Annotated in this window: 20 protein-coding genes; 11 read left to right on the top strand and 9 right to left on the bottom strand. The window is 70.3% G+C overall.

Going from position 1 to position 24,336, the window contains the following annotated elements; all coding sequences use genetic code 11:
- The first annotated feature begins 232 nt into the window (after positions 1-232).
- Together IM708_RS09130 and IM708_RS09125 are read left to right on the top strand one after the other, a co-directional pair.
- Complete coding sequence (locus tag IM708_RS09130; RefSeq protein ID WP_209426208.1) at positions 233-1,318, top strand: transglutaminase family protein; 1,086 nt, start codon at positions 233-235, stop codon at positions 1,316-1,318.
- Entirely contained in the window at positions 1,315-2,586 is a 1,272-nt protein-coding gene (locus IM708_RS09125; protein WP_209426207.1) for a phosphopantothenoylcysteine decarboxylase, read from the top strand. The genes IM708_RS09130 and IM708_RS09125 overlap by 4 nt, the downstream gene beginning before the upstream one ends.
- A gap of 177 nt (positions 2,587-2,763) precedes the next feature.
- Here IM708_RS09125 and htpX read toward each other — a convergent pair whose 3' ends face one another.
- Together htpX and IM708_RS09115 are read right to left on the bottom strand one after the other, a co-directional pair.
- Positions 2,764-3,666, bottom strand: a complete 903-nt coding sequence (htpX, locus tag IM708_RS09120; RefSeq protein ID WP_209426206.1) for a zinc metalloprotease HtpX — start codon at positions 3,664-3,666, stop codon at positions 2,764-2,766.
- 190 nt (positions 3,667-3,856) lie between these two features.
- On the bottom strand, positions 3,857-5,461 hold the full coding sequence (locus IM708_RS09115; RefSeq protein ID WP_245243095.1) for a chloride channel protein: 1,605 nt from the start codon (positions 5,459-5,461) through the stop codon (positions 3,857-3,859).
- Between the two features lie 197 nt (positions 5,462-5,658).
- On the opposite strand from IM708_RS09115, the gene IM708_RS09110 reads away from it, so the two are divergent.
- From IM708_RS09110 to IM708_RS09090, 5 genes are all read left to right on the top strand, one after another.
- Positions 5,659-7,026, top strand: a complete 1,368-nt coding sequence (locus IM708_RS09110) for an FAD-linked oxidase C-terminal domain-containing protein (protein WP_209426204.1) — start codon at positions 5,659-5,661, stop codon at positions 7,024-7,026.
- A 73-nt stretch (positions 7,027-7,099) separates the two neighbouring features.
- Positions 7,100-7,627, top strand: a complete 528-nt coding sequence (locus IM708_RS09105; RefSeq protein WP_209426203.1) for an RNA polymerase sigma factor — start codon at positions 7,100-7,102, stop codon at positions 7,625-7,627.
- Entirely contained in the window at positions 7,624-8,388 is a 765-nt protein-coding gene (locus IM708_RS09100; RefSeq protein WP_209426202.1) for a hypothetical protein, read from the top strand. Before IM708_RS09105 ends, IM708_RS09100 begins: the two co-directional genes overlap by 4 nt.
- Before the next feature lie 102 nt (positions 8,389-8,490).
- On the top strand, positions 8,491-9,798 hold the full coding sequence (locus IM708_RS09095) for a sulfite oxidase (RefSeq protein ID WP_209426201.1): 1,308 nt from the start codon (positions 8,491-8,493) through the stop codon (positions 9,796-9,798).
- A gap of 10 nt (positions 9,799-9,808) precedes the next feature.
- On the top strand, positions 9,809-10,135 hold the full coding sequence (locus tag IM708_RS09090) for an aldehyde dehydrogenase (RefSeq protein ID WP_209426200.1): 327 nt from the start codon (positions 9,809-9,811) through the stop codon (positions 10,133-10,135).
- A gap of 220 nt (positions 10,136-10,355) precedes the next feature.
- On the opposite strand, the gene aroC is transcribed toward IM708_RS09090, so the two are convergent.
- Positions 10,356-11,468 (bottom strand): chorismate synthase, encoded by a 1,113-nt coding sequence (gene aroC / locus IM708_RS09085; protein ID WP_209426199.1) that lies wholly within the window; start codon positions 11,466-11,468, stop codon positions 10,356-10,358.
- A gap of 163 nt (positions 11,469-11,631) precedes the next feature.
- Here aroC and IM708_RS09080 point away from each other — a divergent pair, with 163 nt between their 5' ends.
- On the top strand, positions 11,632-13,479 hold the full coding sequence (locus tag IM708_RS09080) for a hypothetical protein (protein ID WP_209426198.1): 1,848 nt from the start codon (positions 11,632-11,634) through the stop codon (positions 13,477-13,479).
- A 184-nt stretch (positions 13,480-13,663) separates the two neighbouring features.
- Here the strand turns inward: IM708_RS09080 and IM708_RS09075 are convergent, their stop codons facing one another.
- Both IM708_RS09075 and IM708_RS09070 read right to left on the bottom strand, forming a co-directional pair.
- Entirely contained in the window at positions 13,664-14,548 is an 885-nt protein-coding gene (locus IM708_RS09075) for a DMT family transporter (RefSeq protein WP_209426229.1), read from the bottom strand.
- Between the two features lie 56 nt (positions 14,549-14,604).
- Complete coding sequence (locus tag IM708_RS09070; RefSeq protein ID WP_209426197.1) at positions 14,605-15,468, bottom strand: LysR family transcriptional regulator; 864 nt, start codon at positions 15,466-15,468, stop codon at positions 14,605-14,607.
- A 118-nt stretch (positions 15,469-15,586) separates the two neighbouring features.
- On the opposite strand from IM708_RS09070, the gene pncA reads away from it, so the two are divergent.
- Positions 15,587-16,201 (top strand): bifunctional nicotinamidase/pyrazinamidase, encoded by a 615-nt coding sequence (gene pncA, locus IM708_RS09065; protein ID WP_209426196.1) that lies wholly within the window; start codon positions 15,587-15,589, stop codon positions 16,199-16,201.
- Positions 16,202-16,234: 33 nt separating this feature from the next.
- Here the strand turns inward: pncA and dapA are convergent, their stop codons facing one another.
- A complete protein-coding gene (gene dapA / locus IM708_RS09060; RefSeq protein ID WP_209426195.1) occupies positions 16,235-17,110 on the bottom strand; it encodes a 4-hydroxy-tetrahydrodipicolinate synthase in 876 nt (291 codons plus the stop codon).
- A gap of 172 nt (positions 17,111-17,282) precedes the next feature.
- On the opposite strand from dapA, the gene IM708_RS09055 reads away from it, so the two are divergent.
- Positions 17,283-19,241, top strand: a complete 1,959-nt coding sequence (locus IM708_RS09055; RefSeq protein ID WP_209426194.1) for a lytic transglycosylase domain-containing protein — start codon at positions 17,283-17,285, stop codon at positions 19,239-19,241.
- Here IM708_RS09055 and IM708_RS09050 read toward each other — a convergent pair.
- Positions 19,227-19,781, bottom strand: coding sequence for an NADPH-dependent FMN reductase (locus tag IM708_RS09050; protein WP_209426193.1), 555 nt, complete (start codon positions 19,779-19,781; stop codon positions 19,227-19,229). The genes IM708_RS09055 and IM708_RS09050 overlap by 15 nt on opposite strands.
- Positions 19,782-19,888: 107 nt before the next feature.
- On the opposite strand from IM708_RS09050, the gene IM708_RS09045 reads away from it, so the two are divergent.
- Positions 19,889-21,550, top strand: coding sequence for a thiamine pyrophosphate-binding protein (locus tag IM708_RS09045; protein ID WP_209426192.1), 1,662 nt, complete (start codon positions 19,889-19,891; stop codon positions 21,548-21,550).
- Between the two features lie 757 nt (positions 21,551-22,307).
- On the opposite strand, the gene IM708_RS09040 is transcribed toward IM708_RS09045, so the two are convergent.
- Together IM708_RS09040 and paaK are read right to left on the bottom strand one after the other, a co-directional pair.
- Positions 22,308-22,931 (bottom strand): TetR family transcriptional regulator, encoded by a 624-nt coding sequence (locus IM708_RS09040; RefSeq protein ID WP_209426191.1) that lies wholly within the window; start codon positions 22,929-22,931, stop codon positions 22,308-22,310.
- An 84-nt stretch (positions 22,932-23,015) separates the two neighbouring features.
- The gene (gene paaK, locus IM708_RS09035; protein WP_209426190.1) at positions 23,016-24,329 is read right to left on the bottom strand and encodes a phenylacetate--CoA ligase PaaK; all 1,314 of its coding nucleotides are present in this window, start codon (positions 24,327-24,329) and stop codon (positions 23,016-23,018) included.
- Between the last annotated feature and the right edge of the window lie 7 nt (positions 24,330-24,336).

Raw genomic sequence — 24,336 nt, 5'->3', positions numbered from 1 at the left:
AAAGCGACGCAGCGGCACGTTGATGCGTCTTTGAAGAAACATCTATCGAAAGACCGCTTGCTTCGGTAGGCCGACGGTAACCATTTTAGTAATTGGTAAGAGGTCGCAAAGCAAAGAGTCTTTGCGACTTTAGGGTTCGACGTTAACGTGTCAGTAACCGTGCTTGTACCCTTGTGGTTAATACAATGCACGGCCCACAACCGCAAAACTTCGTGAAATCGGGAAAACCGCCATGACCTTGACCTTCGCTCTCCTCGCCGACGCCCAACTTCCTCATTACTTCGAGGATTCAACGCTGAGCCTCTATCTCGGCGATGACGGCGCGCCGATCTACCATTTCGGGAATGTCCGTGAACTCGCCGCGCAGGAGCCGCTGGGCAATACGGGCGCGCAATCGCTGCATGTCGTCCTCGACGGCCGGCTTGTCGGACGCGAAGGTTGGTGGGGGCCGGGAAATCATTTGTCTGGCGCCGAGGGGGCGAAGCTTATGGCCGACGGTCCGACGCGCGTCTGGACCCTGGACATGACCTCGGCCAAGTGGACCGCGCCCGTGAACCGTAGTTTGCGCATGGCGCTGACGCGCGCGCTGATCGCCGCCGATTCCGCCGAAACCGCCGCCACGCCGCCGGTTGATCTTCCCGATCCGACGACCCTGTGCGACCATGACCACCCCGAGATCCGCCGCCGTGCGATCCGCCTGCGCCGGGCGACGCCCTCCTCGACCGCCGAGGCGATCTTTCTGTTCGTGCAGGCGATGCCCTACCGCTTCGGGACCTGGCAGGAGCGTGCCTCTGACACGCTCAAGCGCGGCTCGGGCATGTGCACGACCAAGGCCAACCTGCAGGTTGCCCTGATGCGCGCCGCGGGCCTGGAAGCCGGTTTCGTCGAGATGCCGATGGATATGGATGTCCTGGGCCTGCTGATGCCCCTGGGCTGGCAGCCGATGATGCGCCAGACCGTGCGGCACTACTTCGGCGCGGTCAAGCTGGGCGGACGCTGGCACGCGGCCGACTCCTCCTACACCGATGACGCGATGCGCGTCTATGCGCAGGGCATTCCCGACGCCGTCACCATCATCCCCGCCTGGCTGGGCGAGGGGCGTCCCTACAGCCCGACACTGATGCTGCATGAACTCGATCTGTTCGACATCGAGGTGCGCCCCGAGATCAACGAGGTGCTGGGCAAGAAAAGCCGGTTCCACCCGCGCCATTTCGAAGCGTTGAACACCCGTCTCGACCGCGCGCAGGGAAGCCATATCAAGTGGCTGAGCACGGCAGTCGACAGTGACATCACGGGCGGGGAAGAGGCGCAGGCATGAGCCTTTACGACTGGGACTTCTCTGCGCCCACGCCCTCGGACATGGGCGATCACGACGTGCCGCCCGCCTCGGATCGATTGGCGGGCAAGCGCGTGGCGCTTCTGGTCACCGGCGGCATCGCGGCGATGAAGACACCGGCACTGGCCCGCGGCCTGCGCCGGCATGGGGCGCGGGTCACCGCCTTCGCCAGCGACGACGCGCTGCGCTACGTGGCGCGCGAGGCGCTGGAATGGGCGACCCTGGGCCCGGTGGTGGGTGGCCTGACCTGGGCGGCAGAGCATCTGTCCGACGCCGACCCCTTCGACGCCTACCTGGTCGCGCCGGCGACGCATTCGACCATTGCCAAGATGGCGCATGGGATCGGTGACACCGTGGTCGCCTCGGCGCTGATCTCGGCACTGGGTCGGATGGAGCAGGGGCGCAGCCAGGTTCTGGTCGCGCCGACGATGCACGGCACGATGCACAACGCGCAGCTGGTCGACAATTCCCGGCGACTGGCCGCGCAGGGCGTGCGGTTCGTCGCGCCGCGCGACGCCTATGGCAAGCACAACCTGCCCGATACGGAATTGCTGTGCATCGCCGTCGGGCGGGCATTGAGCACGTCGCCGCTGCGTGGCAAGCGGATCATGGTCACCGCCGGGCCGACGCCGGTCGAGATCGACAACGTGCGGCGGATCGTGAACCGGTTTCGCGGGCGTCTTGGCGCGCGCGTGGCCGAGGAACTGATCTGGCGCGGGGCCGAGGCCGAGCTGATCCTGGGCGATGGCGCCTGGCGCCCGACGACGCCGTTTCCGTTGACCGTGGCCCGAACCTTTGACGCCTACCGCGACCTTGTCCTTGATCGCGTGCGCGGGGGGTTGTTCGCGGGGGTGTTTTCCGCCGGGGTGGCCGACTACCGGCCGGCGCGGCAGGTCACTGGCAAGATCGCGTCGGGGCAGAAGAGCCTGATGCTGGAGCTTGCCCCGACCGAGAAGGTGATCGACCTGGCCTGCGACGCCGACCCGGCGATGCGCTGCGTGGCTTTCAAGTACCTCGAAGGAGTCGAGGAGGCCGAGCTGGCCGAGGTCGCAGCGCGCCGGCTGGACCGCGCCGGTCTGGTCGTCGCGACTCGGGGGGAGGACACGGCGGGACACGAGCAGCGCGCGCTTTTCGTGACGCGGGAGGGGGTGACACCGGTGGCGAACAAGCGCGCCATCGCTGCGGCCATCGCCGACCACCTTGAAGGGCTCGCTACCGAGGCCGAGCAGGTCCGTCCGGCAGCGGAGTAAAGCCAACGCAGCGGCCTCGGGGCATCACCGGATCTTGACCGATTTCAGCCGGCGGGGCGCGTGGTCCACGCGTGGACGCTTCGGCAAGGTGCTGTAATCAAACGACCTTTGTTTTTCTGTTATCCTGAAATAAACCATCTTTCCGGGCGCCACCCCTCTGTACGGGATGGCGTGGGATCAGGCCCAGGGGCCGGTCTGCGCGCCGCGCCCGGAGCGGGGCACCGAAGACGGGCGGCTCTGGCCGGTTTCGGCGGCCAACTTTTCCAGCGCCGCCACGCGGTTTTCGGTCGAGGGGTGGGTCGAGAACAGTTTGTCGTGCTTGAAGGCGTGCAGCGGGTTGATGATGAACATATGCGCCGTGGCCGGGTTACGCTCGGCGGCGGCGTTGTCGATGCGCGCGGCGAAACCCTGGATGCGCTTGAGCGCCGCGGCGAGCCAGAGGGGGTTGCCGCAGATCTCGGCGCCCGCACGGTCGGCCTCGTATTCGCGGGAGCGCGAGATGGCCATCTGCACCAGGCCGGCGGCGAGGGGGGCGAGGAACATCATCGCGATCAGGGCGATGGGGTTGGAGCCGTTGCGGCCGCGGCCGAAGAGCAGCGCCAAGTTCGCCAGCATCGAGATCGCGCCGGCGAAGGTGGCGGTCACGGTCATGATCAGCGTGTCGTAGTTGCGGATGTGGGCTAGTTCGTGCGCCATCACTGCCGCCAATTCTTCCTGCGAAAGGCGTTTCAGCAGGCCGGTCGTCGCGGCGACGGCGGCGTTGTCGGGGTTGCGGCCGGTGGCGAAGGCGTTGGGCTGATCCTCGTCAATGATGTAGACGGCGGGCACCGGCATGTTGGCGTTGCGGGCCAGCTGGACCACCATCTCTTGTAGTTCGGGGGCGGTGTGGGCGTCGACGGGGCGGGCGTTGTGCATGCGCAGGACCATCTTGTCCGAGTTCCACCAGGCGAATGCGTTCATGCCTGCGGCCACCACCAGCGCGATCAGGGCGCCGCCGGCACCGGCGATCAGGTAGCCGATGCCTAGGAAAAGTCCTGTCATTGCAGCCATCAGGACCGTGGTCTTGAGGTATCCGGTCATGCGCGTCTCCGTTCCGGCGGCTTGGGTACGCGATCAGATATGGGGATGCGCGGGGCGCTGGCAAGGGTGCTGGCAGGCGTATGGCAAGTGGCTGGCAAGCGTATGGCAAGCGTATGGCAGTAACGAACGCTGCCCCGCGCCCCGGCGCAACACCGGCGCCATTCCGGGGGGGTGCGGCGGGCGCGCGGCGTCAGGAGTGTTCCTCGGCCGCGGTGGCGGCCAGCACGCGGGTGAAGGCGCGCAGCGCGTCGACATGCGACAGGCTGCCGACCACGGCGCGCGACCCATTGGGGCCGGCGCGGGTGACGGCCAGATGCGTGGCCCCGGTGCGGTCGAAAAGCCGCAGCGCGGTCTTCAGCGAGGCGTCGGCGTCCAGCGCCCGGCCCTGCGCGGCGAGCGCGGCCAGCGCGTCCTCCTCCGGGGCGCCGCGGGCGCCGGGCTTGCACATCGCGCCGCGGATGGTGGTGACCTGCTGCAGGTATTCCTGCGGCCCCTGCGCGATCCGCACCCCGCGCCGCGCCAGCTGCGTCAAAAAGAACGAGCGGCGGATGAACCGGCTGGCCACCGCCGTCGCGGTCGAGACCGCCGCCAGCACCGCGATGGCGGTCTGCCAGTCGCCCGTCATCTCGAACACGATGAGGGTGGTCGAGACCGGCGCGCCGAGGATCGCGGCGGCCACAGCGCCCATCCCGGCCAGCGCATAGACATTCGCCACGCCCGAAACCTGCGGCAGGAACCCCGTGGCGATCAGCCCGAACGCCAGCCCGGTCAGCGCGCCGACCACGAGCGCCGGCGAGAAGATGCCCCCGCCCATCCGGCCGCCCAGGGTGATGGCGACGGCCGCGACCTTCAGCGCCGCGATCACGATCGCCTCGTGCAGAAGCATCTGGCCGGTCAGCGCCAGCGAGGTGACCTGATAGCCGATGCCGATCACCTCGGGGAACTGGGTGGCCAGCGCGCCGACCAGCGCGCCGGCGATGGCCGGGCGCAGCCAGCGCGGCAGCCCCGTCGCCGCCTGCAGGCGGCTGGCGCCATCCTCGGTCCAGAAGATGGCGCGGATCATCACCACCGCCACCGCGCCGCAGACGACGCCGAGGATCAGGAAGGCCGGGATCTCCCAGTAAAAGGCCAGCCCCTGGCTTTCGGGCAGCGAGAATTCGGCGACATTGCCGTAGTTCAGGCGGTTGACCACGGTGCCCGCGACCGAGGCGATGGCGATGGGCGCGAAGGCGTGCAGCGCGTGGTGGCGCAGCACCACCTCCATCGCGAAGATCGCGCCGGCGATGGGCGCGTTGAACGAGGCCGAGACGGCGGCGGCGACGGCGCAGCCCAGCAGGTCGCGCCCGGTCACGCCGCTGGCGTCGATGCGCCGCGCGATGGCGGTCGAGATCAGCCCGGCGAGGTGCACCACCGGCCCCTCGCGCCCGGCCGAGCCGCCGCTGCCCAGCGTGATCAGCGAGGCCGCCGCCGAGGCGAGCCCGGCGCGCATCTCGATCCGGCCGCGGGTGAGGGCGGCCCCCTCGATCACGTCGGCGACGGCGCGCGCCCGGCCGTCGGGCGTGAAGCGGTGCAGGATCAGCCCGACGACCAGCCCGCCGGTCGCCGGGATGGCGACCAGCAGATACCAGGGCAGGGCGCGCGCGACATCGAGGATGGCGCGGTCGTCGGCACCGTAGAGCAGGGTCTGCAGCGCGTCGATCCCGGCGCGGAACAGAAGCGCGGCAAACCCGGCCAGCACGCCGATGACCAGCGCGATGACCCAGAACTGCAGCTGCCCCGGCCCGTGCAGCCGCATCCGCCGCCAGCCGAGGTCGATCTGGCGGCGCAGCCGTGGAAAGGCGGTGTTGCGTTTCGGGTCCACGCGGTCCTCCGCCGGGGGCAGTGTCATCGTCCCATGCAGACGCCGGAACGCCGGTCAGGTCAAGCACCCGTCAGGTGCTTCACAGCCGCCGCGGCGGGCGCTAGGTTGGCGCCTGACTGGAGGGAACCCGCATGAGCACCGCCTATTCCGCGCTGGCCGACCTGCTGGGGCCGCGTTTCACGCAATCGCAGTCCGACCGCGACCTTCACGGCCGCAGCGAGGGGCATTTCCCGCTGATGCCGCCCGACGCCGTGGTCTATCCCGAGACGACCGAGGAGGTGGCGTCGATCGTGCGGATCTGCGCCGAGGCCGGGTTGCCGGTGATCGGCTGGGGGACCGGTACCTCGCTCGAGGGGCACTCGATCGCGCCGCGCGGGGGGGTGACGGTCGATTTCACGCGCATGGACAAGGTGCTGGAGGTCCTGCCCGAGGACATGGTCGCGGTGGTCCAGCCGGGTGTCACGCGCGAGGCGCTGAACACCGAGTTGCGCGCGACGGGGCTGTTCTTTCCGGTCGATCCGGGGGCAAATGCCTCGCTGGGGGGCATGGCGTCGACGCGGGCGTCGGGGACGACGGCGGTGCGCTACGGCACGATGCGCGGCAATGTGCTGGGGCTGGAGGTGGTGCTGGCCGATGGCCGCGTGATCCGCACCGGGACGCGGGCGCCCAAATCGTCGACCGGGTACGACCTGACGGCGCTGTTCGTGGGGTCCGAGGGGACGCTGGGGCTGATCACCGAGGTGACGCTGAAGCTGCACGGCCAGCCCGAGGCGGTCAGCGCCGCGGTCTGCGCGTTTTCCGACATGGAGGGGGCGGTGGGCGCGGTCATCGCCACCATCCAGTCGGGCATCCCGATGGCGCGGATCGAGTTTGTCGATGCCGCGGCGGCGGCGGCCTTCAACGCGCAGGCGCAGGCCGGCTGGGCGGATGCGCCGCATCTGATGGTGGAGTTTCACGGCTCCGAGGCGGGTGTGGCCGAGCAGGCCGAGCGTTTCGGCGAAATCGCGCGGGATTTCGGCGCCGAGGACTTTCGCTGGGCGAGCCTGGCCGAGGACCGCAACCGGCTGTGGGCGATGCGCCACAATTCGTACCGGGCGATGCTGGCGGCCTATCCCGACACCGCGCCGATCACCACCGACATCTGCGTGCCGATCTCGCGCCTGGCCGAGGCGGTCGAGGCGACGGCGGCGGATATCGCCGACAGCGGGATACCGGGGCCGATCGTGGGGCATGTGGGCGACGGGAACTTTCACGCGCTGCTGCTGCCGAAGGCGGGCGACGCGGTCGAGTGGGAAAAGGCGCAGAAGCTGGCCGCGCGGATGGCCGAACGCGCGCTGAAGCTGGGCGGCACGGTCAGCGGCGAGCACGGCATCGGGCTGGGCAAGGTCAAGTACATGGAGGCCGAGCACGGGCACGGCTGGCAGGTGATGGCGGCGGTGAAGGCGGCGCTGGACCCCGAGAACATCATGAACCCCGGCAAGCTGCTGCCCGGCAACTGAGCGCGGCCTCTGTTCCTTTCGCGCGGGTGGGGCTAGGCTGGCGTGCAGGACAACCCGGCGGGGAGGGGCGGGCGTGTTCGACGCGCATCATCACGAGACGCTGCAATCGCTGCGTCGGCGCCTTTTCGGTTATGCCTGCGCGCTGTCGCGCGAACTGGCCGATGCCGAGGACCTCTATCAGGACGCGATGGTGCGGGCGATGGCGGCGGCGTCGGTGCCGCGCGACAGCCGGGCGTTCCGGGTCTGGATGTTCCGGCTGATGCGCAACCTCTGGATCGACCGGCTGCGCCGCGAGGGGCTGCGCGCCGGCCTGATCGATCCCGAGGTGGAACCCGAGGCCCAGCCCGGGCCGGGGGGCGAGGAGAGCCTGGTCAACGTGCTGCTGGTGCGCGCGGCCTTCCAGCGGCTGAGCAAGGATCACCGCGACGTTCTGGCGCTGGTCGATATCGCCGGTTTCAGCTACGAGGAGACCGCCGAACTTCTGGAAACGCCGCGAGGGACCGTCATGAGCCGCATCAGCCGCGCCCGCGCCGCGCTGGCCGCGCAGTTGCAGGACGCCGCGGTGGTGCCGTTTCCCGCCCGCCGGGGGGGCCGGCGATGAGCGGGGGGCGCAGCACCGGGGCGGCGTTCGACGACGCGCAACTGAACGCCTATGTCGACGGCGAACTGACCCCCGCCGCCGCCGCCGAGATCGCCCGGCGCGCTGCGAACGATCCGGCGCTCGCCGCGCGCATCGCCCGGCTGCACCGGCTGAAGGCGGCGCTGGCCGGCAGCTTCGCGCCCGGCGTCGACGCGCTGCCCGTGATCCCGGCCCCAGCCCCGCCCCGTCGCGCCGCCCGCCGCTACCGGCTGGCGTTGGGTCTGGTGGCGGGGCTGGTTCTGGCGGTCGCGGCGGGGGCCTGGCTGCACACCCCCGGCCCGGCCCTGCAGCCCGAGGTCGCCGCGCACGACGCCTGGGCCGAAAGCGGCGCCGAGACCGCGGCCGAGGCACCGGTCTGGCTGACCTCGGTCATCGAGGCGACCGGGCTGCGGCTGGTGCGGACCGCGCCGCTGCAGACGCAGGACGGCCGCGCCGGGATCCACTATGCCTTTCTTGGCACCAACCAGTGCCGGCTGAGCCTGTTCGAGATGCCGGCGGCGCGCACCGGCGACAGCGCGCTGACGCTGCTGGTGCAGGGAAATCTGCGCAGCGCGCACTGGCGGGCGGCCGGGCAGGGCTATCTGGTCATCGCCCGCGAGATGGACGGCGCGCGCTTCGCCACCATTGCCGCGGCGCTGAACGAGGCGACGATCACCCGCCGAACCCCCGAGCCGGCGCGCCTGGCACTGCTGCGCGCCGCGCGCCAGCGCTGCCTGACCTGACCGCGAGATTTTTTTCGCACCCTCCGGAATATTGGCGGGACCCTGTGCGTCTCTGCTTTCAGGGACGGTGTCGCGCCGCCCCGACCAAAGGGAGGAACGGGAATGCCGAAGAAAGAACGCGGGCTGGTCGAGCTTTATCATGAAAACCCCGAACGCGCCGACTGGCTGGTCTTCGGGCGCAAGGCCGGGCCGGACCGGCGCGGGTTCCTGCGGGGGGCGGGGCTGGCCTCGATGGGGGCGGTGCTGGGCACCACGATTCCGTTCAGCGCCAACATGCCGATGGGCTTGATCCCGGCCGCGCTGGCCGAGACGGTGGACGAATTCACGCTGGACTCGAAGCACGGCGACATGATCGTGCACAACGACCGGCCGGTGAACATGGAGACGCCGCCGCATCTTCTGGACGATGACATCACCCCGACCGACGTGCACTTCATCCGCAACAACGGCACCATGCCGATGCCGATGAGCAAGGCCGAATGGCGGCTGAAGATCGAGGGCGAGGTCGAGGAGGAGCTGGAGCTCAGCTACGACCAGCTGATGGACGAGTTCGAGACGGTGACGCTGCAGCTGCAGATCGAATGCGGCGGCAACGGGCGCGCCGGCTTCAACCCGCTGCCGCGCGGCAATCCCTGGACGATCGGCGCCATCGGCTGTTCGGAATGGACCGGCGTACGGCTGCGCGACGTTCTGCGCCGCGCCGGGCTGAAGCAGTCGGCGGTCTATACCGGGCATTTCAGCTACGACGAGCATCTTTCGGGCGACCCGGACCGGCAGGCGATCTCGCGCGGGGGGCCGATCGACAAGATGATGGACCCGCACACGCTGATCGCGCTGAAGATGAACGGCGAGGACATTCCGCTGGCGCATGGCTATCCGGCGCGGATCGTGGCGCCGGGCTGGGCCGGATCGGTGAGCCAGAAATGGCTGACCCGGGTCCTGGTGCGCGACCGCGAACATGACGGGCCGGGGATGACCGGGCTCAGCTACCGCGTGCCGCGCTACCCGGTCGAGGCGGGCGCCGAGGTGCCGGAAGCGGACATGATGGTCATGGGCTCGATGATCGTGAAATCGGTGATCACCGACCCGGTCGGCGGGCACGAGGTGTCCGCCGGGCGTCCGTTCGAGGTGCGCGGACAGGCCTGGGCCGGCGACAACCGTGTCGCGGCGATGGAGACCTCCATCGATTTCGGCGCGACCTGGCAGCCGGCGACGGTCGAAGCGCCGGTCAACCGCTACGCCTGGCAGCGCTGGCGGGCGAACGTGACCCTGCCGCAGGCCGGCTATTACGAGGTATGGGCGCGCGCCACCGACGATTTCGGCCGCAGCCAGCCGATGGTCGTGCCGGGCTGGAACCCGCGCGGGTATCTCAACAACTCCTGCCACCGCATCCACGTCGTCGCGGCCTGAGGGGGAACGCATGCGCAAGACGCTTTTCGGGGGGGCGGCGCGGGCCGCCCCCGCCTTCGCCCTCGCCCTCGCGGTCGCCGCGCCGGCGCTGGCCGAGGATGAGCACGAATTCGCGCCCCTGCCCCCGGGTGAGGGCGCGGAGGAGACCTTCTATGCCTGCCAGGCGTGCCACAGCCTGCGCACGGTGACGAACGGCGGCTATTCGCGCCGGGTCTGGGACGAGTTGCTGGACTGGATGGTCGAGGAACAGGGCATGCCCGAGCTCGATCCCGAGGAGCGCGAGATCATCCTGACCTATCTGGCAGAGCATGTCGGCGAGGACTGGGCGGGGAACTGAGCGGCGCGCGGTGCCGCGGGTGGTGAAGTCGGCGCGCGCGACCGGCACGCCCACCCACCCGCCCCGTGCCGGCCGCGCGCGCCGGGCCTTGGCGCTGCCGCTGCGAACATGTCGAGAGGGGTGATCCGTGGCGGATGGGTGCGGCCTGGCCACGATGGGCGCAGCCCATCGGCGCCGGCCGGCCCCTCGATGGGGTCGGCCGGCGCGCCCCCGTTTCCGGTCAGTCCGTCGTCGGGATCTGCCCGCGCGGCCCCTCGCCGCACTGGGCGCGGTGCAGGAGCAACTGGTCGAGCAGCACGCAGGCCATCATCGCCTCGCCCACCGGCACCGCCCGGATGCCGACGCAGGGGTCGTGGCGGCCCTTGGTCACCACCTCGGTCGCCTCGCCGGCGCGGGTGATCGAGGCGCGCGGCGTGAGGATCGAGGAGGTCGGCTTCACCGCGAAGCGCACCACCACCTCCTGGCCGGTGGCGATGCCGCCGAGGATGCCGCCGGCGTGGTTCGACCCGAAGGCCGGCCCCTGCGGTCCTGGCGCGATCTCGTCGGCATTCTCGACCCCGGTCAGCGCCGCGGCGCCGAAGCCCGCGCCGATCTCGACCCCCTTCACCGCGTTGATCGACATCATCGCCGCCGCCAGGTCCACATCCAGCTTGGCGTAGATCGGCGCGCCGAGGCCCGCCGGCACGCCGCGGGCCGCGACCTCGATCACCGCGCCTACCGAATTGCCGGCCTTGCGCAGCGCGTCGAGGTCCGTGGCCCAGGCCGTGGCGGTTTCGGCATCGGGGCACCAGAACGGGTTGCGGTCGATCTGATCCGCGTCGAACCGCGCCCGGTCGATGGCGCGCGGACCCATCTGTACCATGTAGCCCCGCACCGACAGACCCGGCACCAGGTCCGCCAGCACGGCGCGCGCCACGCCCGCCGCCGCCACCCGCGCTGCCGTCTCGCGCGCCGAGGACCGGCCGCCGCCGCGCGGGTCGCGCAGCCCGTATTTCTGGTGATAGGTGATGTCGGCATGGCCGGGCCGGAAGGTCTCGGCAATCGCCGAATAGTCCTTCGAGCGCTGGTCGGTGTTGCGGATCATCAGCTGGATCGGCGTGCCGGTGGTGCGCCCCTCATAGACGCCCGACAGGATCTCGACCTGATCGGCCTCCTGCCGCTGGGTGGTATAGCGGTTCTGCCCGGGGCGGCGCCGGTCGAGCCAGGGCTGCAGCAGGCTTTCGTCCAGCGCCACGCCCGGCGGGCAGCCGTCGACCGTGGCCCCCAGCGCCGGGCCGTGGCTTTCGCCCCAGGTGGTGACGCGGAAAAGACGTCCGAAGGTGTTGAAGCTCATCTCGCCGCCCTCCTTTGCCCCTGTGCGCATAGTGGTCCCGCCGCGCCGGCTCAAGCCGAAAGCGCGCCGGTCTCGCTGCAAGGTGAACGCGCGGTCCCTTGCGGCGGCATCGGTGGGGCGTAGACTGCGCACGCTGGCCATTCCGGCCCTGTTGGAGTTTCCGATGTCCCGCCTCTTTCCCTCCGCCCTTCTTGCCGCGGCGCTGGCCCTTGCCTCGGCCGCCGCGGCCGACACCCGCGTCCGCGCCGTCACGCTGTCGACCGCCGGCCTCGCGCTCATCGAGGCCGAGGGGCGGCTTGGCCCCGATCCGCTGCGCCTGAGCGTCGTGCGCGGGCAGATCGACGATCTGCTGAAAAGCCTGCGCATCGCCGATCCGGCGGGCGGGCTCGCGCGGCTGACGCTGCCCGGGCCGGGGGCCTTCGACGATGCCTTTGCCAACCTGCCCTTCGCGCCCGAGGATGTGTCCGACCCGGCGCGGCTGCTGGGCGCGCTGGTCGGCGCGCCGCTCTCGGTCGAGCGCCGGGGCACGGTCTGGGAAGGCACCGGCATGGGCGTCACCACGCGCGAGTGCGAGGACGGCACCTGCGCGCTGCTGACGCTGATGGACGGTGATGGCCGGCTGCACAGCTTCCGCCTGGGCGAGGGGGTGGCGGTGCGCCTGAGCGACGCCGCCGACCGCGCCGATGTCGCCGCCGCGCTGGCCGCGTGGCAGGCCGGCCGCGCGCCCAACCGGATCGAGGTGGCGATCGCCACCGACGACGACAGCGCGCGCGACGTGCGCCTGGCCTGGCTGCAGACGACGCCGGTCTGGCGCACAGCGTGGCGGGCGGTCGACGAAGGCGACGGGTTGCAGCTGAGCGGCTGGGCGGTGATCGAGAACGCGACGGGCCACGACTGGGACGCGGTGCGCCTGACGCTGGCGACCGGCGCGGTGCGGGCGATCGCGCCCGACCTCTATCACCGGCAGGACGGCTGGCGCGAGCCGGCGCCTTCCCCTGCCATGGCGCGCAGCTTCGCCGTGCCTGAGGCGATGGCTGCGGATACCGCCGCCGCGCCGGTCGAGGGTGCCGACAGCGACAGCGTCACGCGCTTCACGCTGGAGGCGCCGGTGACTCTGGCCGCCGGGCAGATGCTGAGCCTGCCGTTCCTGTCGCAATCGCTGCCCGACGCGCGGTTGCGGCTTTACCGGGGCGGGTCCGGCGCGGTGCATCCGCAGATCGCGCTGGAGATCGAGAACCCGTTGCCGCTGCGCCTGCCCGCCGGCGTCCTGACCCTTTACGAGGACGGAATCGGACACGCCGGCGATGCACTGATCCCCGAACTGGCGCCCGGTGCCAGCGCGGTGGTGGATTTCGCCCGCGACACCGCCATCGAGATCCGCGAGACCGCGGCGCGCGACGAGGTGGTGCGCGAGATGCGTCTGGTGCGCGGCGTGCTGGAAGTGGCCGAGGATCTGGTGCGCGAGACCCGCTACCGGATCAGCGGTGCGCCGGGGTCTGACCGCACGCTGACGTTGGAGCATCCGCGCCGCGACGACTGGGCGCTGGACAATCCCGACGGGGTCGAGGCGCGCGCCGATGCCTGGCGGTGGCGGATCGACCTGCCGGCGGGCGCCGAGGTCGTGCATGCGGTGCGTGAACGCCAGCCGCAACTGCGCCGGTTCGCGATCGCCGACATGGACCTTGTCACGTTGACCGACTGGCAGGCGCGCACCCCGGACCCGGAGCTGCGCGACCGGCTGGAAGAGATCGCGCGGCTGAACCGCGCGCTGGTCGAGGCGCGGCAGGGCATGGACAAGGCCGAGGCCGAGGCGCAGGCGCTGGCGCGCGAACAGGCGCGGCTGGTCGACCTGATCGTGCGGCTGGACGACGAGAGCGAGGCGACGCGCAGCCGCCGCGCCCGCGTCGACGCGCTGGACGGCGAGATCGCCGCCGCCGAGGAAGCGCGCCGAGCCTTGGCGGACCGGATCGAGGCCCTTCGCGCCGAGATCGCGGAGCGTCTATCGGAATGAAGCGCGCGGCCGCGCTCGGGTGCCGCCCGGACGGGTGAAGCGACGACAGCGGCCCGGATGCGCACGCGTGCGCATCCGGGCAAGCGCCTGATATAAAATCAGAAAATTCCGGCGTTAACCGCAATGAAACTTCTGGGCCTGGCTCCTTCGGGGCGGGAGAGCGGCGCGAACCGACCCGCGGGCCTCAGCCGGGCGGTTGCGGCGGCGCCGGCCGGTCCTCGCGCAGGAGCAGCAACAGCGCGATGACGATCAGCGCAACGCCGGGCAGGATCAGCGCGCCGGGCGCGCCGTGCCCCAGCGCCAGTTCCCACAGGATGATCCAGGCGGGCGTCAGGTAGGTGTAGGCCATCACCTTGGACGACGGCAGGCGTTGCGCGGCAAAGTTCAGCAGGACCACGGTCAGCGCCGTCGTCGCCAGCACCAGATACAGGATCACCGCCCAGATCCAGGGCGCCAGCGACAGCCAGCCGATCGCCGCGATCTCGCGCCAGGCCCAGGCCAGAAGCAGCCCGAAACCCGCCGCCATGACCATTGTCGTGGTGACCAGCGCCGGCTCGCCGCGGTTCAGCTTCTTCAGCATCGGCGTGAAGACCGCGTGGCAGATCACCCCGATGAAATAGATCGCCTCGCCCCGGCCGATCTGGAAGGCGAGCAGCGCGCGCAGATCGGCGCGGAAGATGACCCAGAGCGCGCCGGCCGCGCCGATGGCCAGCGCCAGCAGGATGCGCCGGTCCGGCCGCTGGCCCAGGAGCGGCCAGGCGCAGGCGGCGGTGATCAGGGGCGTCAGCGTGAAGACCGCCCCGGCCGAAACCGGATGCGCGGTCTTCAGCCCCTCGAACATCAGCACGAAGTAGCCGGCGAAGAGCGCGGCGAGGAGCAGGTAGCGCCAGGGCGCGCGAAAATGCGCCGGGCGAAAGCCGCCGTGGCGCGACAGCACGACCGCCAGCGCGCCGAGGACGGCCGCGGCCAGCAGGAAGCGGATGGCGGTCAGCGCCGCCGGGTCGACCTCGTTCGCGACGAGCGCGCCCAGGCTGAACGATCCGGCGACCAGCGCCGAGAAGGCCAGCATCGCCGCATGGCCCTGCAGCGCCGCGCGGCGGTCGGGGTCGTGGGCCGCCGAAAGGCTCACCCGCCAAGGCCGCGCTTCAGCGCCGACACGGCGGCCTGGACCTTGGCCGTGCGGTGCAGATCGACATGAGTGACCAGCCACAGCGGCACCTCCCATTCGGGGCGCGAGGGCAGGACCATCTCCAACCCGGCGGCGTCGTTGCCCTCGGTCAGAAACCCGAGGCCCAGCCCCGCGCGCATCGCCGTCAGCCGGCCCGCGGTGTCGTTGCAGCGCGCGATTTGCCGGGCGCCCAGTTCGGCCAGCCAGCGGAAATAGGGGGCGCGGGAATCGTCGAGGTCATCGCCGACGAAGCGATGGCCGGCGAGGTCGGCATCGGTTTCCGGCCGGCCCATTTCGGCCAGGTAGGCCGGCGCGGCATAAAGCGCGACGGACCGCTGGGCCAGAAGCTGTACGACATTGTCCGGCTCGACCGGTTGCTTGCCGGCGCGCAGCGCGACATGCGCCTCGCCGTATTCCAGACGCAGCACGCGCCGGTCGGTGCGGATGCGCAGGTTCAGGGCCTGGTGTTCGCGCAAGAGCGGTGTCAGCGCCTCGACCAGTACGCCGCAGAGTTCGGGCACGGTGGTGACGATGAGATCGCCCTCGATCCCGCCGCTGAGCCCCTTGAGCCGGGCGGCAAGCTGGGTGAACTGCTCGTCGGTGGCGCGGCCGACCTGGGCCAGGGCCTCGCCGGCCTCGGTCGGGGTGTAGCCGCGGGCGTGTCGCTGGAACAGTTTTACGCCCAGCCGCGCCTCCAGCGCGTCGACATGGCGGATGACGGTGGCATGATGCACCCCCAGCGCCTCGGCCGCGCCACTGACGGTGCCGGCGCGCGCGACGTGCCAGGCGGTGCGGATCTCGTCCCAGGTATCAACGGCCATTTGCGCCTCTCTTCGCGTTGGGCCCAGTTAGGCCGAAGGGGCGCGGGCGCGCAAGGTGCCGGCGGGTTGACGTGTCTGCCGGGGGCTTCTACCCCTGTTCGAAAGCCAAGGAGATGCCATGCGCCCGGCGAGCGACGCCCTGATCGTCATCGATGTCCAGAACGATTTCTGTCCGGGCGGGGCATTGGCGGTCGAGAAGGGCGATCAGGTGGTCGCCCCGATCAACGCGATGATCGACGATTACCCGGTGCGGGTGCTCACCCAGGACTGGCACCCGGCCGATCACACGTCCTTTGCGACCAGCCACGTGGGCGGCGAGCCCTTTTCGCTGACCCGCATGCCCTATGGCCCGCAGGTGTTGTGGCCGGCGCATTGCGTGCAGGGCAGCGCCGGTGCCGCGTTTCATCCCGATCTGCGCACCGATCCGGCCGACCTGATCCTGCGCAAGGGTTTCCGGCCCGGCATCGACAGCTATTCGGCGTTCTTCGAGAACGACCAGTCCACGCCGACCGGCCTGCAGGGCTATCTGCGCAGCCGCGGCGTCGCCTCGCTGACGCTGGTCGGGCTGGCCACGGATTTCTGCGTCGCCTGGTCGGCGCTGGATGCGGCGCGGCTGGGCTTCGTCGTCACCGTCGAGCTGACCGCCTGCCGGGCGATCGACCTCGACGGGTCGCTTGCCGGGTCGCTGGAGCAGATGCGCGCCGCCGGGGTCACCCTCGTCGGATCGGGGTGATCTTGCGGTCGCGGTTTCCGCGCGCCGCGGGTGTCAGGGCCTGAGGCCGGCGAAATTCATCGCCTCGTCGATCGCGCGGCGCGTGCTTTCGGTGATCGGCAGCAGCGGCAGGCGCACCTCCTCGGAACAGCGGCCCAGCCGCGACAGCGCGTATTTCGCGCCCGCCAGGCCCGGTTCGATGAAGATCGCGGAGTGCAGGGGCATCAGAAGATCCTGATATTCCAGGGCCTTCGCGTAGTCGCCGGCCAGCGTCGTTTCCTGGAACTCGGCGCAGAGCCGCGGCGCGACGTTCGCCGTGACCGAGATGCAGCCGATGCCGCCATGGGCGTTGAACCCCAGCGCGGTCGCATCCTCGCCCGAAATCTGGATGAAGTCCTTGCCGCAGCTTTCGCGCTGCATCGACACGCGTTCCAGCCGGCCGGTCGCATCCTTCACGCCGATGATCCGCGGCAGGCGCGCCAGCTCGCCCATGGTTTCGGGCGACATGTCCACGACCGAGCGGCCGGGAATGTTGTAGATGATGATCGGGATGCCCGAGGCTTCGTGCAGCGCGTGGAAATGCGCGATCAGCCCGGCCTGGGTGGGCTTGTTGTAATAGGGGGTGACGACCAGCGCGGCATCGGCGCCGACCTCCTCTGCGTGGCGGACGAATCGGATCGCCTCGGCCGTGCTGTTCGACCCGGCGCCGGCGATCACAGGGAAGCGCCCGGCGGCGGCCTTGACCACGGCCTCGATCACCTGTTCGTGTTCCTCGTGGCTCAGCGTCGGGCTTTCGCCGGTGGTGCCGACCGGTACCAGCCCGTGGCTGCCTTCGGCGACGTGCCATTCGACAAGCGCGTCGAGCGCCTTGAAATCGACCGCACCGTCCCTGAAGGGCGTCACCAGGGCAGGCATCGAACCGCGGAACATCTTGAACTCTCCTTCGGCGCCGTTCCGGCGCGGGGGCTGTTGTGCAGGCGCGCGCCGCGTGGCAGGAGGGCGGCGTCGGGGGCCTGTCCGTCGCGCAGCCGTGAACCGGGACGGCATTGTGCGCGGGACACTGGCCGTTAGACTCTTCCGAAACGGTTTTCAAGACGGAACCATGCAGCCCATCCGATCCCTTGTCATCATTGCCGCGCTTGCGGCCACCGGACCCGCGACGCTGACCGCCCGCGAAGCGCCGCCGCTGCCGCGTGCCGCCGGCGCGATGGGCACGCTGAGCACCGCCCTGGCGCAGGGTGACGGCGCCGCGGTCAACCGCCTTCAACCCCTGGCCGGGCCGGTCGGCACGCAGATCGCGCTCTGGCAGATGCTGCGCGCGGGGGGCAGCGACGACCCGGCGGCTTATGACGCGCTGCTGCGCGCGCTTCCGCACTGGCCGGCGATGGCGGTGGTCCAGCGGCAGGGCGAACAGCGGCTGCGCAACGCCTCCCCCCAGGTGGTGCTGGGCTGGTTCGACGGTCGCGCGCCGCTGACCGCCGAGGGGCGGCTGGCGCAGCTGCGCGCGCTGGAGGCGACGGGCGAGAGCGATGCCGCGCGCGACCTGGCGCGGGCAATCTGGCGCGACGATGTGCTGGGCGCGACCGAGGAGACGGCTCTTCTGGCGCGGCATGCGGCGGCGCTGGGGGATCTGCACGTCACGCGGCTGCACAATCTGCTCTGGTCGGGCGCGCGCGCCGCGGCCGAGCGGATGCTGGACCGCGTGCCGCGCGACCACGCGGCGCTGGCCCGCGCGCGGCTGGCGCTGCAGGCGCGCGCCCAGGGGGTGAACGCGCTGATCGCCGCCGTGCCCGCGTCGCTTGCCGATGATGCGGGTCTGGCCCACGACCGCTTCGCCTGGCGGATGCATCATCGAATCTTCGACACGGCCGGCGACCTGATGCTGGAACGCTCGCGCAGTGCCGAGGGGCTGGGCCGGCCCGAGTTGTGGGCGGCGGGGCGGCAGCGCCTTGTGCGCGAGGCGCTGGCCGAGGGACAGCACCAGCGCGCCTACGACCTGGCCGCCCATCACCGCCTGGAGGATGGCGCGCGCGCGGCGGACCTGGAATGGCTGGCCGGGTTCATCGCGCTGCGCCATCTGGACGACCCGGCCGGCGCCACGCGCCATTTCGCCACGCTACGCGGCCGCGTCGGCAGCCCGATCAGCCTGTCGCGCGCCGGCTACTGGGAGGGGCTGGCGCAGGAAGCCCAGGGCAACGATGAGGCCGCGCGCGCCGCGCTGGCCTTCGCCGCCGAGCATCAGACCGCCTATTACGGCCAGCTGGCCGCCGAGCGGCTGGGCCTGCCGCTGGAGCCCGCGCTGGTCGACCCGCCCGCCTATCCGCCCTGGCGGCAGACCGCGCTGGCCGGATCGGACCTGCTGACCGCCGCGATCCTTCTGCACCGCGCCGGCCAGTGGCACGAGGCGCGCCGCTTCGTCATGCACCTGGCCGAGGGGCTGTCGCGCGAGGAGGAACTGGGCGCGCTGGCCGATCTGTGGCTGGCGCGCGGCGAGCCGAATTTCGCGGTCAACGTCGCCAAGATCGCGGTGCAGTCGGGCGTCGTCCTGGCGCGCGCGAACTTTCCGCTGACCGGGCTGGAACGCGCCGATCTGCCGGCCCCGGCCGAACTGGTCCTGGCGATCGCGCGCCGCGAATCCGAATTCGATGCGCGCGTGGTCAGCCATGCCGATGCGCGCGGGCTGCTGCAGGTTTTGCCGGGCACGGGCGAGCTGGTCGCGCGGCGGCTTGGGATCGACTTCGACCCGGCGCGGCTGACCACGGACCCGGCGTTCAACGCGCTTCTCGGGGCCGCCTATCTGGACGGGTTGATCGAGGAATTCGGCGCGCTGACGCTGGTTGCGGCGGGCTACAATGCCGGGCCGGGCCGGCCCCGCCGCTGGATTCAGGAACTGGGCGATCCGCGCGACCCTGCCGTCGACCCCGTCGACTGGGTCGAGGCGATCCCGTTTGCCGAGACGCGCAACTACGTCATGCGGGTGATGGAATCGCTGGTGATCTATCGCGCGGTCCTTAGCGGCGACCGGCGGATCCGGCTGACCGAACTGCTACGCGGCGGCTGACACGGCGTCGTGCAGGCGCGCCAGCAGCTCGTCGAGGCGTTGGGCGTAGCTTTCGGTGGCCAGCCGGCCCTCGGCGTCGAAATGCTCCTTGGCCTGCCCGACCAGAACCTCGGGATGGGTCAGCACCTGCGCCCGGTGCGGCACCAGCATCAGCCGCAGGATGTACTGCGTCCGCTCGCCCCCGGCGCGCCCGGCGGTGGCCGACACCAGCGCCACGGGCTTGCCCTCCATCGGCCAGCCCTTGCCCCGGCTCAACCAGTCGAGCGCGTTTTTCATGACGCCCGGCGGCGCCTTGTTGTATTCCGGGCAGGCGATCAGCACCGCGTCGGCACTGCGCACCCTGTCGGCCAGTTCGGTGACCGCTTCGGGCATGCCCTGCGCTTCCAGATCCGCGTCGAACAGCGGCAGGCGCAGATCGCCCTCGACGAAACGGCCCCCGTGCGCGGCCTCGAAGCGGCGCGCGGCGTCCTGCATCAGCTTGCGGTTGAAGCTATCGGCGCGGAGCGAGCCGCAGAGTCCGACGAGTGTTGCTTGAGGCATCGCATTCTCCTTCTCGACGGCTAGCTAAACCGAAGGACGGCGGGGGCAAGTTTGCATCCGCGCACAGGATGGGCCAGCGTCCGCCCGACAGAAAGTGGAGGAAGAACATGCGTCACGGCGGGCAGATACTTGTCGATCAGCTGAAGGCACAGGGGGTGCGCCGCGTCTTCTCGGTGCCCGGCGAAAGCTTTCTCGCCGCCCTCGACGGGCTGCACGACAGCGGCATCGAGAACATCGTCTGCCGGCACGAGGGCGGTGCCACGATGATGGCCGAGGCGCATGCCAAGCTGACCGGCCGGCCCGGCGTGGTTTTCGTCACGCGCGGGCCCGGGGCGACCAATGGCTCGGCGGGGATCCATATCGCCAAGCAGGACTCGACGCCGCTGATCATGTTCGTTGGGCAGATCGACAACCGCCACCGCGACCGCGAGGCGTTCCAGGAAGTCGACTACCGCGCGTTCTTCACGCCGATCGCCAAATGGGCCGGCGAGATCGACCAGACCGACCGCATCCCCGAATATGTCAGCCGCGCCTTTCATCTGGCGCTTTCCGGCCGCCCCGGCCCCGTCGTGCTGGCATTGCCCGAGAACATGCTCGAGGCGCGGGTCGACGTGCCCGACCTGCCCCCGGTCGCGCCCACCCCGCCCTCGGTCTGCGGCGCGCAGATCGACGCGCTGGTCGAGATGCTGTGCCGGGCGGAACGCCCGCTTGTCGTGGCCGGCGGATCGGTCTGGTCGACGCGGACGGCGCAGGACCTTGCGCGCTTTGCCGAGAATTTCGATCTGCCGGTCACCGCGACCTTCCGCCGGCAGGACCGGATGGACAACCGCCACCTGCATTACGCGGGTGATCTGGGCGCCAGCCCGAACCCGGCGCTGGCGCAGCGGATGCGCGACGCCGACTGCCTGCTGATCCTGGGATCACGCTTCGGCGACATCGCCTCGGGCCATTACGCGCGCGTTGATCCGGCGGCGCCGGGCAAGACGCTCCTCCATGTCCACCCGGACCCCGACGAGCCCGGCACTGTCTTTCGCCCGGATCTGGCGCTGGTGGCGCCGGCGGGGAATGTGATCGCCCGGCTGGCGCGGCGCGAGGCCCCGGCGCATCCGGACTGGGCGGACTGGACGAAGGCCGCGCGCGCCGACTATTGCGACTGGATCAAGCCGCGCGAAACCCCCGGCGCGCTGAAGCTGGAGCAGGTGATCGCCTATCTGTCCGACTGCCTGCCCGACAACGCGATCGTCACCAATGGCGCGGGAAACTTCGCCGCCTGGCTGCACCGCTACTTCCGCGCGCGGGCCTTTCCCGGGCATCTGGCGCCGACCTCCGGTTCGATGGGCTACGGTGTTCCGGCGGCGGTGTCGGCCAAGCTCGAGCATCCCGACCGCCCGGTCGTCTGCCTTGCCGGGGACGGCGATTTCCAGATGACGATGAACGAGCTGTCGACTGCCCGGCAATACGGCGCGGCCTTCGTCACGCTGGTCTGCAACAACGGCCGCTACGGGACGATCCGCATGCATCAGGAGCGCACCTATCCCGGCCGGGTCAGCGGGACCGACCTGTTCAATCCCGACTTCGCCGCCCTCGTCCGGGCCTATGGCGGGCACGGCGAATGCGTCGCGCGGACCGAGGATTTTCCCGCCGCCTTCGAGAGGGCGCTGGCCTCCGGGCTGCCGGCGTTGATTGAGCTGCGCCTCGACCCCGAGGTCCTGGCGCCGGGGCAGGAGCTTTCCGATGCCCGCGCCGAGGGCGAACGGTCGCCGGGCTGAGGCGGGGTCCCGCCCCCTTCGCCTGATCGTTCCGCTGGAAGGGGGCCCGGCGCCGCCGCCGACGCGTCCGAAAGGATCAGTCCGACCCGGCGCGCGCCGGGCCCGGGGCGTGCGCGCGCGCACAACGCGCCCCTCGCGCCTGAAAATCGTTCGCTAATTGCACCAAATGTCCGTTCGGTGAAAAATTCAAACGGAAAATTCCCCAAAAGCGGAATCGAACGACGATTTCGCACTTTCGACTTTTGCACGCTTTTCGGGGCGTTTTGTGGCTGGGGAGATAGCGCATACCATATCTGGTGTGCGGTTCGTCTGATGCGGCGTCTTTTTTCCCTCCGAACCGCCGGGACGGCCGCACTGCTGTCCGATCCCAACTGCTTGCGCGCTTCTGGGCGCATGGATGCTGCGCCGACCGATGCGGCAAGGCCCCGCGCCGCGCGCATAGCGCGCGGCGCCTGGCCCAACGCGAGGAAGGTTGTGCCGCAGGCACAGCCTGACGAGGGGCGGGAGAACTTCCGGCAACCGCTCGACCTTTCGGCCCGGCGCGTTACGGCTGCGGCGGGACACCGTGTTGCCGGTTTTCAGCGTTCCTGTGCTGCCGACGCGGGCTTCATATTGGCCTCTGGCGGGGCTTGGGCCAAAGCTTTCGTTGTGGTTAACGGGGGTGCTTTTCCGATTACATATCAAGATGTTGGAAAAACGTCCAAATTTGGACGCGCGGCCGGTTGAGGGCCACGGGGGCAGGCTGGCAATCGTCCGGTCAAGATGAGTCTCCGTAGTCCGACCCGCTTTCCAACCCGTCGATGCCCGACAGGATCAGGTCGGTCGCAAGATCGGCGTATCCGGCGCGGGTGATCGGCCCGCCCTCGCGGAACCACATGTAGACCCAGTTCATCATGCCGAAGAGCGACATCGTCACCGGCAGCAGCAGCGGCGTCCCGCCGGCCAGGTCGGGGCGCACGGCGCGCAGAACCTCGGCGAAGCGACGCACGATGCGGCGCTCGATCGCGTGGATCTCGGCGCGCGCGGCCTCGGGCAGGGTGGGCGTGCCGTTCAACTGGACCTTGTGCTTGTCGTCGGCGTCCCGGTAGGCGGCGAGAGTTGCGCGGACCAGAAGCCGCAGTCGGTCGCGCGGCGGCAGGTCGCACCGGTCGGCGCGGGCGACGGCGTCTTCCAGCTCTTCCAGATGCGAGCGGATGATGTCGAAGATCAGCGCAGCCTTGCCCGGGTAGTAGTGGTAGAGCAGCGCTTTAGAGACCTGCGCCCGCGCCGCGATCTGCGCCATCGAGGCCTTGTCCATGCCCTGCTCGGCCAGCACCTGAGCGGCGCTGCCGAGGATGGCGCGTTGCTTCTCCTCGAAATCGGCGGCGCGGGTGCGGGCCATGGCGGTCGCCTCCTTCGGCGGGAAGGGGGCGCTGCCCCCTCGCCCTGCGGGCTCACCCCCGGGATATTTGCGGACAGATGAAGGTCACTCTGCCTTCGGGCGGGTGTCGACGACGCGCCGCGCCTTGCCTTCGGAACGCGGCGCGCCGCCGGGTTCGTGGACGTTGACCCGGGCCGAGATGCCTATCACGCTCTTGATGTGGTGGGCGAGTTCCTTCGCCGAGGCCTTGCGCGCGTCGTCCGAGGCGGCGGCGGCGGTCGCCTCGGTATGCACGCACATCGCGTCCATCCGCCCCTCGCGCGTCAGTTCGATCTGGAAATGCGGGGCGAGGCCCGCGCATTTCAGGATCTGCTCCTCGATCTGCGTGGGAAAGACGTTGACGCCGCGCAGGATGATCATGTCGTCCGACCGCCCGGTGATCTTTTCCATGCGCCGCATCGATCGCGCCGTACCGGGCAACAGGCGCGTCAGGTCGCGGGTGCGGTAGCGGATGATCGGCAGCCCTTCCTTGGTGAGCGTGGTGAAGACCAGCTCGCCCATCTGCCCGTCGGCGACCGGCGCGCCGGTCTCTGGGTCGATGACCTCGGGGTAGAAGTGATCCTCCCAGATGTGCAGCCCGTCCTTGGTCTCGACGCATTCGTTGGCGACGCCGGGGCCCATCACCTCGGAAAGGCCGTAGATGTCGACCGCGTGCATGTCGAAGGCCTCCTCGATCTCGGCGCGCATGGCGTTGGTCCAGGGTTCGGCCCCGAAGATCCCGACGGCGAGCGAGCTTTCGCGCGGGTCGATCCCCTGACGATGAAACTCGTCGAGGATCGACAGCATGTACGACGGCGTCACCATGATGATCCGCGGCCTGAAATCGGTGATCAGCGTGACCTGCCGTTCCGTCATCCCGCCCGAGATGGGGATGACCGTGCAGCCCAGCTTCTCGGCCCCGTAATGTGCGCCGAGGCCCCCGGTGAAAAGCCCGTAGCCGTAAGCGACATGGATGATGTCGCCGGCCCGCCCGCCGCTGGCGCGGATCGACCGCGCGACCAGGCTGGCCCAGGTATCGATATCCCTGGCGGTATAGCCGACGACCGTGGGCTTGCCGGTGGTGCCCGAGGATGCGTGGATGCGCGCGATCTTCTCGCGCGGGACGGCGAACATGCCGAAGGGATAGGTGTCGCGCAGGTCGGTCTTCTGCGTGAAGGGAAACTTCGCAAGGTCGGCGAGGTTTGTCAGGTCGTCGGGGTGCACGCCCTGATCGTCAAAGCGCCGGCGGTAGAAGGGCGAGTTCTCGTAGGCATGGCGCAGCGACCATTGCAGGCGCTCAAGCTGAAGCGCCGCGATCTCGTCGCGCGAGGCGGTCTCGATCGGCTCAAGGTCGCCGGGGCGGGGGGCGAGGTCTTCCATATGTCTC

Origin of the sequence: Pararhodobacter sp. SW119, assembly GCF_017811755.1 — a bacterium.
Classification (GTDB): domain Bacteria; phylum Pseudomonadota; class Alphaproteobacteria; order Rhodobacterales; family Rhodobacteraceae; genus Pararhodobacter.
Note: the sequence above shows the minus strand (reverse complement) of the source record. Positions and strands in the feature narration are given on the sequence as shown.

Coding starts and splice junctions, on each gene's coding strand:
- IM708_RS09130 (WP_209426208.1), top strand. CDS start 233: ATGACCTTGACCTTCGCTCTCCTCGCCGACGCCCAACTTCCTCATTAC.
- IM708_RS09125 (WP_209426207.1), top strand. CDS start 1,315: ATGAGCCTTTACGACTGGGACTTCTCTGCGCCCACGCCCTCGGACATG.
- htpX (WP_209426206.1), bottom strand. CDS start 3,666: ATGACCGGATACCTCAAGACCACGGTCCTGATGGCTGCAATGACAGGA.
- IM708_RS09115 (WP_245243095.1), bottom strand. CDS start 5,461: ATGCGGCTGCACGGGCCGGGGCAGCTGCAGTTCTGGGTCATCGCGCTG.
- IM708_RS09110 (WP_209426204.1), top strand. CDS start 5,659: ATGAGCACCGCCTATTCCGCGCTGGCCGACCTGCTGGGGCCGCGTTTC.
- IM708_RS09100 (WP_209426202.1), top strand. CDS start 7,624: ATGAGCGGGGGGCGCAGCACCGGGGCGGCGTTCGACGACGCGCAACTG.
- IM708_RS09095 (WP_209426201.1), top strand. CDS start 8,491: ATGCCGAAGAAAGAACGCGGGCTGGTCGAGCTTTATCATGAAAACCCC.
- IM708_RS09090 (WP_209426200.1), top strand. CDS start 9,809: ATGCGCAAGACGCTTTTCGGGGGGGCGGCGCGGGCCGCCCCCGCCTTC.
- aroC (WP_209426199.1), bottom strand. CDS start 11,468: ATGAGCTTCAACACCTTCGGACGTCTTTTCCGCGTCACCACCTGGGGC.
- IM708_RS09080 (WP_209426198.1), top strand. CDS start 11,632: ATGTCCCGCCTCTTTCCCTCCGCCCTTCTTGCCGCGGCGCTGGCCCTT.
- IM708_RS09075 (WP_209426229.1), bottom strand. CDS start 14,548: ATGCTGGCCTTCTCGGCGCTGGTCGCCGGATCGTTCAGCCTGGGCGCG.
- IM708_RS09070 (WP_209426197.1), bottom strand. CDS start 15,468: ATGGCCGTTGATACCTGGGACGAGATCCGCACCGCCTGGCACGTCGCG.
- pncA (WP_209426196.1), top strand. CDS start 15,587: ATGCGCCCGGCGAGCGACGCCCTGATCGTCATCGATGTCCAGAACGAT.
- dapA (WP_209426195.1), bottom strand. CDS start 17,110: ATGTTCCGCGGTTCGATGCCTGCCCTGGTGACGCCCTTCAGGGACGGT.
- IM708_RS09055 (WP_209426194.1), top strand. CDS start 17,283: ATGCAGCCCATCCGATCCCTTGTCATCATTGCCGCGCTTGCGGCCACC.
- IM708_RS09050 (WP_209426193.1), bottom strand. CDS start 19,781: ATGCCTCAAGCAACACTCGTCGGACTCTGCGGCTCGCTCCGCGCCGAT.
- IM708_RS09045 (WP_209426192.1), top strand. CDS start 19,889: ATGCGTCACGGCGGGCAGATACTTGTCGATCAGCTGAAGGCACAGGGG.
- IM708_RS09040 (WP_209426191.1), bottom strand. CDS start 22,931: ATGGCCCGCACCCGCGCCGCCGATTTCGAGGAGAAGCAACGCGCCATC.
- paaK (WP_209426190.1), bottom strand. CDS start 24,329: ATGGAAGACCTCGCCCCCCGCCCCGGCGACCTTGAGCCGATCGAGACC.